General features: G+C 35.5%; 8 protein-coding genes and 1 pseudogene. 5 read left to right on the forward strand and 4 right to left on the reverse strand.

What is annotated here, in order from left to right:
* Positions 1 to 74: 74 nt before the first annotated feature.
* Positions 75 to 314 (reverse strand): annotated as a pseudogene (locus F6K22_RS17490) (DUF561 domain-containing protein); the annotation flags it as partial.
* 427 nt (positions 315 to 741) lie between these two features.
* Between F6K22_RS17490 and F6K22_RS17495 the strand changes: the two are divergent.
* The 4 genes from F6K22_RS17495 to F6K22_RS17510 all read left to right on the forward strand — a co-directional run bounded on the left by F6K22_RS17495 (position 742) and on the right by F6K22_RS17510 (position 4,173).
* Entirely contained in the window at positions 742 to 2,070 is a 1,329-nt protein-coding gene (locus tag F6K22_RS17495; RefSeq protein WP_293100343.1) for a cytosine deaminase, read from the forward strand.
* A gap of 293 nt (positions 2,071 to 2,363) precedes the next feature.
* Positions 2,364 to 3,233 (forward strand): DUF6714 family protein, encoded by an 870-nt coding sequence (locus tag F6K22_RS17500; protein ID WP_293100345.1) that lies wholly within the window; start codon positions 2,364 to 2,366, stop codon positions 3,231 to 3,233.
* Between the two features lie 142 nt (positions 3,234 to 3,375).
* Positions 3,376 to 3,840 carry a hypothetical protein gene (locus F6K22_RS17505; RefSeq protein ID WP_293100348.1) on the forward strand — a complete coding sequence of 155 codons (465 nt, stop codon included), beginning with the start codon at positions 3,376 to 3,378 and terminating at the stop codon, positions 3,838 to 3,840.
* Between the two features lie 162 nt (positions 3,841 to 4,002).
* Positions 4,003 to 4,173 carry a hypothetical protein gene (locus tag F6K22_RS17510; protein ID WP_293100351.1) on the forward strand — a complete coding sequence of 57 codons (171 nt, stop codon included), beginning with the start codon at positions 4,003 to 4,005 and terminating at the stop codon, positions 4,171 to 4,173.
* 663 nt (positions 4,174 to 4,836) lie between these two features.
* Here the strand turns inward: F6K22_RS17510 and F6K22_RS17515 are convergent.
* Positions 4,837 to 5,739, reverse strand: a complete 903-nt coding sequence (locus tag F6K22_RS17515) for a hypothetical protein (RefSeq protein WP_293100354.1) — start codon at positions 5,737 to 5,739, stop codon at positions 4,837 to 4,839.
* A 127-nt stretch (positions 5,740 to 5,866) separates the two neighbouring features.
* Positions 5,867 to 6,283, reverse strand: coding sequence for a helix-turn-helix domain-containing protein (locus tag F6K22_RS17520; protein WP_293100357.1), 417 nt, complete (start codon positions 6,281 to 6,283; stop codon positions 5,867 to 5,869).
* A 216-nt stretch (positions 6,284 to 6,499) separates the two neighbouring features.
* Here F6K22_RS17520 and F6K22_RS17525 point away from each other — a divergent pair, with 216 nt between their 5' ends.
* Positions 6,500 to 7,855, forward strand: coding sequence for an FAD-binding oxidoreductase (locus tag F6K22_RS17525; RefSeq protein WP_293100360.1), 1,356 nt, complete (start codon positions 6,500 to 6,502; stop codon positions 7,853 to 7,855).
* A gap of 1,282 nt (positions 7,856 to 9,137) precedes the next feature.
* On the opposite strand, the gene F6K22_RS17530 is transcribed toward F6K22_RS17525, so the two are convergent.
* Positions 9,138 to 10,553 (reverse strand): aldehyde dehydrogenase family protein, encoded by a 1,416-nt coding sequence (locus F6K22_RS17530; RefSeq protein WP_293100363.1) that lies wholly within the window; start codon positions 10,551 to 10,553, stop codon positions 9,138 to 9,140.
* Positions 10,554 to 10,899: the final 346 nt, after the last annotated feature.

Below are 10,899 nucleotides of genomic sequence, written 5' to 3' on the forward strand. Positions count from 1 at the left end.
TCGCGCAGGACATCCGCTACACGGTCTGGTCACTCGGCCGTAGCATCGCAGCCATCGCCGCACACGAGATCGCACACAGATGGTACAAATTTAGCAGCTTCAATAGCAGACACACAAATAGGTAAGTTGGTTAAATTGCGTGCCATCTCTACTAAACTAGGATCGGCAGCAATATCAAGGAAAGTTGCTCCACCTAAAGTTGCAGCTTTAACAGTTGCTGCGACTCTATCTTTATCAAAATTAGTCAAACCACTAATCACTTTTAGAGCTTGGCCATTTTGTAATGCAGTCTGTAATCTAGATTCAGTGATCATTGAATTTAATCCTTTCGCCAATAATTTTCTCTACATTATTGTGCCACGGAGATAGTCCCTGTAGTAGCGTGTCTAGACTAAAATTGTGGGTAAAAAAACCTAACCCCCCAGCCCCTTTCCCTGCAAGGGAAGGGGGGGAATATTTGCCCCTCTCCTTGTAGGAGAGGGGTTGGGGAGAGGTCTTCCAGGATACTGAAATTTACCCACATTTTTAAGCTAGACGAGCTAGTAGCGTGTCTAAACTAAAATTGTGGGTAAAAAAACCTAACCCCCCAGCCCCTTTCCCTGCAAGGGAAGGGGGGGAATATTTGCCCCTCTCCTTGTAGGAGAGGGGTTGGGGAGAGGTCTTAATTAGACTTACTGACAAAATAAATCTAGACGCCTGAAGTCTTAAATTTTCTACACTTATAAAATTAATATTAACTATATGAACAATCAAAAATTTTCAGTAATTTATGATACTTCTAACTATTGGCTAAAAAATGCTCATGTACCTGTGTGTCTTATAGAAACTGAATCAGAGATATCAAGTCAAACAAGGGAAGGTTTGTCTTTAGTAGATATAGAAATTAAAGAGGGAGTCATCACACAAATTGTCCATTCCTCAGCAGACTTACCTGCAACTGGGGACATTCCTACAGTTGACTTGAAAGGTTGTATGGTGTGGCCATGTTTTGTTGATATGCACACTCATTTGGATAAAGGACATATTTGGGAGCGATCGCCTAATTCAGATGGTAGTTTTAATGGTGCTTTGGATGCAGGTGCTAGGGATGCGGAAAAATATTGGAATGCTGAAGATATTTATCGTCGGATGGAATTTGGTCTCAAATGCAGTTATGCTCACGGTACAAAGGCTATTCGGACTCATCTTGACTGTTTTGCAGAACAGGCAAATATTAGTTTGGAGGTATTTCAAGCGTTACAAAAAGAGTGGGAAGGTAGATTAATATTGCAACCTGTTTCTTTGGTGACTGGGGATTATTATCTTAGTGAAGCTGGAGAAAAATTAGCGGATAAAATTGCTGATGTTGGTGGGATATTAGGAGCGGTTCCATTTATGAGTTCAGATATAGATAATCAATTAGATAGATTATTTAGTCTGGCGAAGGAAAGACAATTAAATTTAGACTTACATACTGATGAAAATGGAGACCCTAATTCTAGGGTTTTACACAAGGTTGCTGAGAAGGCAATTAGTCATCAATTTTCCGGTAAAATTATCTGCGGACATTGTTGTAGTTTGGCTGTACAAACTCCGGAAAAAGTAACAGAAACTCTGGAGTTAGTTAAGGAAGCTGGTATTAGTATTGTGAGTCTACCAATGTGTAATCTTTATCTCCAAAATCGGCAAGATAATTATACTCCGAGATGGCGGGGGGTGACTTTATTACATGAGTTAAAAAAACAGGGGATTTCTGTTGCTATTGCTAGTGATAATTGTCGCGACCCGTTTTTTGGATTTGGCGACCATGATGTTTTAGAAGTGTTTAATATGTCGGTGAGAATTGCTCATTTAGATATGCCTTATGGGGATTGGCCGAATGCTGTTACTAAGACTCCTGCCGATTTAATTGGTTTGCCTAATATTGGTAGAATTAGAGTTGGGTTGGCTGCTGATTTAATTCTGTTTAAAGGTAGGAATTTTAGCGAACTTTTGTCACGGTCTCAACATGATAGGGTGGTGTTGAGAAATGGTGGAGTTATTGATAGAAATTTACCTGATTATTGTGAATTAGATAGTTTGTTTGAATAGGATAAAAATTTACGGGAGCAAGATGCTCCCACTGTTCAACAATTTAATTTTGACAGATGTAGTGGCGTGTCAAGCTTGAAAATGTGGATTAAAAAAACCTAACCCCCCAGCCCCCTTCCCTGCAAGGGAAGGGGGGATTTTTCCCCTCTCCTCGCAGGAGAGGGGTTGGGGGAGAGGTCTTCGTTCGTTACTGGCTCCTAACACACCATTTCAAGCTTGACACGCTAGTAGGTTGGGTTAAGCGACAGCGCAACCAAACATATACTTTATCTAATCATAAAAACTTTTTTTTGATGAATAAACCGAAAATAACAAAATTTTATCCTTGCCCTTGTTGTGGTTATTTAACTCTAGAAAAACCACCGCCAGGAACATATCAAATCTGCCTAGTTTGTTTTTGGGAAGATACTAATAATTTTGAGGAATGGGGCACAAATGATTGTACTTTGAGACAAGCACAACAAAATTTTAATCGTTGGGGAGTTTGTGAAGAAGAATGGGGATATTTGGTAAGAAATCCGACTGAAAGTGAAGCTAGACTGCCTAATTGGAAAACCTTGGACGAAAAACTAGAGATTTTTAAACAACAAGTTATTCAGGCTATTCAGGAAGCATTTGCTGGAGTAAAACTAGAGGATGGAATTACTTTAATTGAAGCTCGGATGATTGATGATTATATGTTTGATTGTTATCTAAAAAAAGAAGATAAGTACGAGCGACGGCAACAACAAATTTACCATAATATTCTAGCTAAAAATGGAGGAGTATATATTTCCCAAGATTTAGTTAAAAATTTATCTGTTGAAGAATTATTACCCAATAATTGGCAGGATACTAATGATAAGTTAATTGAAAATTTATCTGATATTTTAAGCTTTTTAGATGAAAAAGGCTATCGTTTCTATTTACCTGCTTATATTTTATGGACAATCAATAATTATGAGACCTCCAATAACACTTCTATTGACTCTACAATGTTTTCTTTAATTCCATCCACTTTTAATCTATCTCGTAGAGAATTTTTTACCAGGAAACAATCAGAAGCCATTTGTAAATTTTTACGTTTTATGAGTATTGATGATAATTACGGTCGATATAATACTTTTGAATCATTAGAATATTGGGGGCAATTTTGTCAACCTTTAGATGATGAAGTTGAATAAGTTATTAAGTAGGAATTTCTAAGAAAAATAAACAGGATATGAGGAGGAAATGTAGTAATCAATAAATGATAATCCTCTCCGAGAACCTGCTAACTGGAATAGGAATTTTAAAGAGGGAGAATTTGTTGACTTTATCACTCCAATGATAGAAACCCTAAACTTTTATCATGCAGAAAAAGCTGACCCTCGAATAGTTGCCTATTCATTTCAGAAGTTACAAGAGGAACATCCTGAAGCAGAATTAGAAATTATTTCTATGGAAAAGCGAGGGAAAAACCGTCAGGGATTATTGGTAAAAGCTGACACTGCACCTGAAGCAGAGCATTCAGAGTTACACGCAAAATATTTTGATACTTATGATAGACTAAAAGTACTTCCAGCAAGTGAATTAGAACTATTATTAGCAGAAAAAGATAGACAAATTAAACGATTGGAAGCTTGGGTAGATAGTGTAATACAATCCCCAAATATATATGCAGAAAATTATCATAATCAAGGAGGTACTATGTCAGAAACTAGTGGAGACAAAATTAATGCTAAAGAAATTCATGGAGTAGTTGGTGACGTGGGAGAAATTCATGGTTTAGCTGGTAGCGGAAAAGGATAAATTTATGGTTTAGCTAGTAGGGGAGGAGAAATTAAAGACTCAAAAATTGCTCGTACAATTTATGAATCTCAGGAACAAAATTTAGCACAAGCAGCAAAAGATATTCAAGAATTATTAGAGCAACTTGATGATACTTACCCGTCAGATACAACGACAGGCAAAATGAAAATTGCTACAGAAGTAATTACACAAATTGATAATAATTCAACTAAAGCAGAAAGAATATTCAGTGCGATAAAAGCTGGTGGAGTTTCTGCCGTTGAACAATTACTAAATCATCCTGCTAGTAGTTTTGTTATTGCAGCATTGGAAGATTGGCAAAAGACTAAATAAATTAAATAATTTGATTAGTTATTGTAATATAATATGCGGATAATCAGCGATAAAAAAGTTTTTGTTTGTAGTAGGGCTTCAGCCCGAAGTATAGATAGGGCTAAAGCCCTACTACTAACTTTAATTATAACTACTTAACCGGATATAATATAAGTCATTGCGACTGGAACGGAGTGGAAGGAAGCAATATCCTAGACCCTTGAGATTGCTTCGCTTCGCTCGCAATGACGGTTTTCATTCTGATTATATATAACATTATAAATTAAATAATTTGGTTAGTTATTGTAAGTCATTGCGACTGGAACGGAGTGGAAGGAAGCAATCTCCTAGACCCTTGAAATTGCTTCGCTTCGCTCGCAATGACAGAAATAGAATTAATCCGATTTTGAGTAGCTATTAATTCAGTTTCATTAGTTATGGGGCGAGGGGTAAATGTGGTAATTAATTCTATATAATAATTGTTAGGAGTTTTGAAACCAATCGTCATTTTTCCAATTTTCCTTATAGTATTCGGGGTGCATTAGTACAGCACCGATAAAAATTATTTTGTAGATGATTAGTTATTGTACATTGCGACTGGAAAGGAGTGGAAGGAAGTAATCTCGCGCCAACCCTTAGATTGCTTCCTATCGTCGCAATGACTACTTTGTTATCATCGCGATATCATGTCAGAAAGAAAAAGTCATCATCATCGAAATCATCATCAAAATCATCGTCGAAAAAACCTAAAGTAGGGTTTCCTTGGGGAGGGGTAAACACAGGGGAACCATCTAAACGGGTGACAGAGACAGCATCAAAATCATCGTCATCAAAGTTTCCCACGACATTTACTTGTTCTCCTGGTACTAAATTTAAGAATTGAGTATCTGGTAAATCTGTATCCACTAAGATTTGAATACCATTAGCATCCTGTAGAAGAAACTCATCATTGTCAACTACACTTACCACCGTACCGAAAATTGGGTTTCCAGGAGGAGCGGTAAAGACAGGGGAACCGTCTAAACGGGTAATAGTGAAAGCTTCAAACTCATCATCATCAAAGATTCCTACCACATTTACTTGTTCTCCTGGTACTAAACTTAAGAATTGAGTATCTGGTAAATCTGTATCCACTAAGATTTGAGTACCGTTAGCATCTAGGAGAAACTCATCATTATCAACTATCCCTACCACCGTACCGAAAATTTGGTTTCCTTGGGGAGGGATAACAGGGTTAAATACTGGAGAAGGGGGATTAGCTATTCCTCCTGTAATGGGGTCTAATGCTGTTTGTGGGGGCGGTGGGACTGGGATAGTTTGACTGCCTAAAATAATTGAATTATCTGGTCTAGTGATAAATATAGTATCAATTTCGATGCCGTCAAATTCACTAACTAGAACATTTACAGACTCCCCGATATTTAAACCTAATTGATTAGCATTCAAAAGTGAGGTGTCTACAATAGTGCTGCCACCACTAAAATTGAGGATGAAGTCTTCTCCATTATCTACGAAACCACCTACGATTCCACTTATAATCGAACCTGATTGAATCTGCGTAGAAGCAGCATTTAAGTCGTCAATCATTTTTTACCTCGTCAACTCAGTAATTTTAACTATTAAGGGGGAAAATAGAAAAACAAAACTGAATAATATTATAGCACGAAAAAACTGTTTACCAAACATTTGAGATTGCTTCCTATCGTCGCAATGATTACTTTTCATTATCTATCAATAAAGATGGAGAAATATGGAAAAAATTAGCTAGTTCTTGAATTTGATTTTCTGAGAGTTTACATTTGCCATTCAATATTTCTAATACCATAAATTCATTGCCCAAAATAGGAACTAAATCTTGAGGATAAAGTTGAGATTCTTCTAATAAAGCTTTCAGAAGTTCTACACCACGAATAGTAGGAATTGGTTCGTGTTCTTCTTCATATTCATAGACTAACATTCCTAAAACTTTTAGATAATCGCGATCTTCTTTTGTTAAGGAACCTTTGTCTAAAATAGAATTAATCCGATTTTGAGTAGCAATTAATTCAGTTTCGTTAGTTATGGGGCGAGGGGGAAATGTAGTGATTAGTTCTATATAATAATTGTTAGGAGTTTTTAGACCAGTCGTCATTTTTCCAATTTTCCTTATCGTATTCGGAGTGCATTAGTACAGCACCGATAAAAATTATTTTGTAGATGATTATTTATTATAAGTCATTGCGACTGGAACGGAGTGGAAGGAAGCAATCTCGTGGCACCCCTGAGATTGCTTCCTATCGTCGCAATGACTAATTTTTAGCTACATTCTATATAATAATGTTAAAATAACCTTTTACTTAAAATTCTAATGACAACAACTCAAACAAAACAAATAAATTGGGATGTCCTAGCATCAGAACTAACAAATATTGAAATTATTACTGACCCAAATCAAGTCATTAAACTCTCCTTAGACTATTATCATTTCAGCCCTGTTTTAGAATCCCAACTGAAAGATAAAAGAGCTAATTTAATTGTTCGCCCCACAAATGAAGCAGAAGTTTTACAAATAGCTAAAACTTGCGTTAAATATCAAGCACCTTTAACAGTTAGAGGTGCTGGAACTGGTAATTATGGGCAATGTATTCCTTTAGAGGGAGGGGTAGTTCTCGACACTACAAAAATGAATAATATTAATTGGATTAAACCTGGTTTATCTTGTGTCGAAGCAGGAGTAAAATTAATGGCTTTAGATAAAAAAACCAGAGAAATAGGTTGGGAAATCAGGATGTTTCCCTCGACTTATCGCACTGCTACAATTGGCGGTTTTATCGGTGGTGGTAGTAGTGGAATTGGTTCAATTAATTATGGTGGATTGAGAGATCGTGGTAATGTTTCTGCTGTCCGAGTTGTTACTATGGAATCCGAACCAAGAGTTATAGAATTGCGGGGTGATGATGTACAAAAAGTTAATCATGCTTATGGAACAAATGGAATTATTACTCAATTAGAAATACCTTTAGCTCCTACTTATCCTTGGGCAGAATTAATAGTGACTTTTGATGATTTTATGACCTGTGCAAAATTTGCTCAAGCATTGGGAGATAGTGATGGAATTGTCAAAAAATTAATTACTGTTTTTGCAGATCCGATACCTAGTTTTTTTGCTGGTTTAAAAAATTATATTCCTGAAGGAAAACATTGTGCTTTTTTGATGGTATCTGAATATAGTTTAGAATCTTTGCAAGATTTGCTTAAAGAATTTAAGGGCGAAATTTGTTATGAAAAAACTGCTCAAGAAGCAAGTAAGGGTACGCCAATATATGAGTTTACTTGGAATCATACGACGTTACACGCTCGGAGTGTAGATTCAGGTTTGACTTATTTACAAAGTGGTTTTCCAAGTGATAAAAATTTGGCACTTGTAGAAAAAATGTATCGGCATTTTGGTGATGAAGTAATCATGCACTTAGAGTTTATGCGAATGGATGGTAAAACTACACCAGTCGGATTACAAATTGTCCGTTATAGTTCAGAAGAACGACTGAATGAAATTATTGAATATCACGAAGAAAATGGAGTAAACATTTTTAATCCTCATACCTATATTTTGGAAGATGGAGGAATGAAAACCACAGACTTTGAGCAGCTAGAATTTAAGCAAAAAGTAGATCCTTATGGTTTATTAAATCCGGGAAAAATGAAAGCGTGGTTAGATAATTGATAATTAATAATGGATAATTGATAATTAAAGAAACAAGATTTCCGCAGATGATATTAGGGGGTATCTATAGCGCTACGCATTAAGGTTAGGACATTTCTAAATCCTGTTAGCGGAGCTTTTCCCTATACGAAAAACCCTTTAACAGTTTACTATTCCCTATTCCCGATTCCCTATTCCCGATTCAAGTAGCGCTATACAAAAAAAATAGCCCCTATAGACTTAGGGGCTACAACGCAATGAAACACACACAAATACATACACAAATAAAAGTAGAAATGATTGATACTTTTTTTGAGGTACTCCTTAATTGCTAATCTCTATGTTTTAATCATCTTCTAAATTTTGGCGAAGTGAGATAATGTGCATAAGTCATCACAAAAAACCTTGTTCCTGTGAGTGGACGTGCATTTTCTTGCACGTTGGACAGAGCAAATGCTGGAGAAACTGTAATTTAGTGCCATCTATAAATTAACCACCATCACTACCATGGTCACCTTCATCAAAACCTCCAAAATCACCCCCTCCTCCTCCACTTCTTCTGATTGATATTCTTTCAAGTTTAGGTAATTTGATAGGTTTTAACTTGAAAAATTTTCTAATTTCTATAATTAACTATCTTCTTTCGTCAGTAGTAATTACAGCAGATTCCGGACTAATGTGGTACAAATGATGGGGTCACTTCAGTTATCAGTTATCAGTTATCAGTACCTCTGCAATAAGGAGGCTTGACATAAAAAATATTCTCTTTTTTTATCCCCTTAAAAGGGGAGGTTTTAGACCACAATTTTTCGGTAAATATTTTTGACTTGTTTCCTATCCTACTCATTATATTCCCTGCTCCCTACTCCCTACTCCCTACTCCCTAAAACCGTCAAGATATGTACCTTATAATTTCGGAAACCGCTGTAAAAAATTATTGAAATTAATTCCTTGACCATTACCATATTTAATACTAATACTACAAAAAGGATAACCATTAGAATAACCAACAATGTTTTCTACAACATCAGTAATTTTTGAATAGTTAATAATTTTTTTTAATTTTCAGGGAATAGCAGAAAATAAATTATCCCAATTTTTTTACTCCTATAGTTAACTTGTTAGTTCCCACTCCCTGACTTTTTCAATTTCTTCCCTACTCCCGTACGGGCGATTCGCGAATCGCCCCTACTCCCTTACTTTCATAGCTAATAAGATAATTTTTTATTTGGCAGTCTCTAATATTGAGAATGACAATGTTGCGGAAAAAAAAGTTTTATCTATTTTTATATCAGGCTTGGTATTAATCAAACCACCAAGGATTAGGAATAGAATTTACTTTAGTCAAAATCGCCTTTTTCCGCAGAAATCTTTTCATACCATCAGCACCCATCCGGGAATTACCTAAACCAGAAAATTTAAAAGAATTTTTTTCTCCTTCATTTATTAATGCTGTTAAACCTGCATCATTAATACTAATTCCACCAGCATTTATCTGACTAGCAACTGCTAAAGCTTCAGTTTGGGAACCTGCAAATACAGCAGCAGTTAAACCATAAATCGTATCATTTGCTAATCTAACTGCTTCTTCTACAGTAGTAAAAGACATTACTGGTATTATCGGTCCGAAAGTTTCCTCAGTCATTATTTTCATATTATGATTTACCTGACTTACAACCGTCGGTAAACACCAGAAACCACCATCTAATTTTTCTACATTTCCTCCACAATGAATAACTGCATCTTTGCTCACTGCATCTTCTAAATGTTCAGTAATAATATCTGCCTGTTTATCTGAAATAATTGGTCCGATTTCTCCAGATTCAATATGGGGATAAGTTAACTTCAGACTTTTAGCTTTTTCAGTAAGTTTAGTAATAAATTCCGTAAAAATTGGCTCGGCTACATAAATACGTTCAATTGATAAACATGACTGCCCTGCATTAACAACTGAACCCCATAAAATAGCGGATGTTGCTAACTCTAAATCTGCTGATTCAAGAACTATTGCTGGATCTTTTCCTCCTAATTCTAAACAAGCTGGAATAAATTTTTTTGCTGCTGCTTCGGCAACTTTTTTACCTGTGGCAACACTACCAGTAAAACAAATAAAGTCTACATATTCTATTAAACTTGCACCAGTTTCTCCAGCCCCTTCAATATAAGTAAAAATATCCTGTAACAATGGAATAGTAACTATAGTTTCTAACAACGGTTCAATAAATCTAGGGGTAATTTCACTCGGTTTGACTATAACAGCACAACCAGCAAGTAGAGCTGGAATTGCATCTATTAAAGATAACAAGAGAGGAAAATTCCAGGGGCTAATAATACCAACTAACTGATAAGGTACTAACTGATTTTGAAGTTGAATAAATGGAATTTTTGTAGTTTTTGTTTCCCCAGTTGCTAAGAGGTCGGGCGCTAAGTTACACCATCTATCTATACTATTAATTACAGAGTCAATTTCTATTCTTGATTCTCTCAGTCTACCTGTGTCATTTACTAATGCTTTAGTTAACTTTTCTTGGTCAGACAAAATAGCTTTTTTCCATTGTTGGATTGCCTCAACTCGTTTTTCTCTTCCTAACTGTTGCCACTCAATTTGTGCTGTCCGTAAACCGACACATTTAGCCGCAATTTCTGTTGCTGTTGGAGGAGTAATAAAATAATCTATTTTTCCTGTACGTGGGTTGCGCACTTGAACTTGATTAACCATAAACTATCCTTCTTTTTTTGATTTAGTAAATTTTATAAATTACGATAATATTATACCAATTACATCAAACAATCTTACCAAGAGATAATGGATAATTAATCGAATCTAGGTTTAAAACCTCTCCTTTTTAATTGATAATTGATAATGAATTAGTTTGCTAAACTTTGGAAAAGAAGGAAACTATTTATTTTATATCTAAAAAAGGTGAAAGTTTTTCAATAGTACAAAAATTTTTCAACTCTCAATAATTATCCATTATAAAAATTATCCATTATCAATTTATGAAAAAACTGTGGTTATTAGAAACAGGGTATGCCATTTCAGTTATCAGTTTTCAGCAAGTATC

It is taken from the genome of Okeania sp. SIO2F4 (assembly GCF_010672385.1).
Lineage (GTDB): Bacteria > Cyanobacteriota > Cyanobacteriia > Cyanobacteriales > Microcoleaceae > Trichodesmium.

Bases quoted from the DNA above. Each gene is read 5' to 3' on its own strand.
- F6K22_RS17495 (WP_293100343.1), top strand. From the start codon at position 742: ATGAACAATCAAAAATTTTCAGTAATTTATGATACTTCTAACTATTGG.
- F6K22_RS17500 (WP_293100345.1), top strand. From the start codon at position 2,364: ATGAATAAACCGAAAATAACAAAATTTTATCCTTGCCCTTGTTGTGGT.
- F6K22_RS17530 (WP_293100363.1), bottom strand. From the start codon at position 10,553: ATGGTTAATCAAGTTCAAGTGCGCAACCCACGTACAGGAAAAATAGAT.
- F6K22_RS17505 (WP_293100348.1), top strand. From the start codon at position 3,376: ATGATAGAAACCCTAAACTTTTATCATGCAGAAAAAGCTGACCCTCGA.
- F6K22_RS17525 (WP_293100360.1), top strand. From the start codon at position 6,500: ATGACAACAACTCAAACAAAACAAATAAATTGGGATGTCCTAGCATCA.
- F6K22_RS17515 (WP_293100354.1), bottom strand. From the start codon at position 5,739: ATGATTGACGACTTAAATGCTGCTTCTACGCAGATTCAATCAGGTTCG.
- F6K22_RS17520 (WP_293100357.1), bottom strand. From the start codon at position 6,283: ATGACGACTGGTCTAAAAACTCCTAACAATTATTATATAGAACTAATC.
- F6K22_RS17510 (WP_293100351.1), top strand. From the start codon at position 4,003: ATGAAAATTGCTACAGAAGTAATTACACAAATTGATAATAATTCAACT.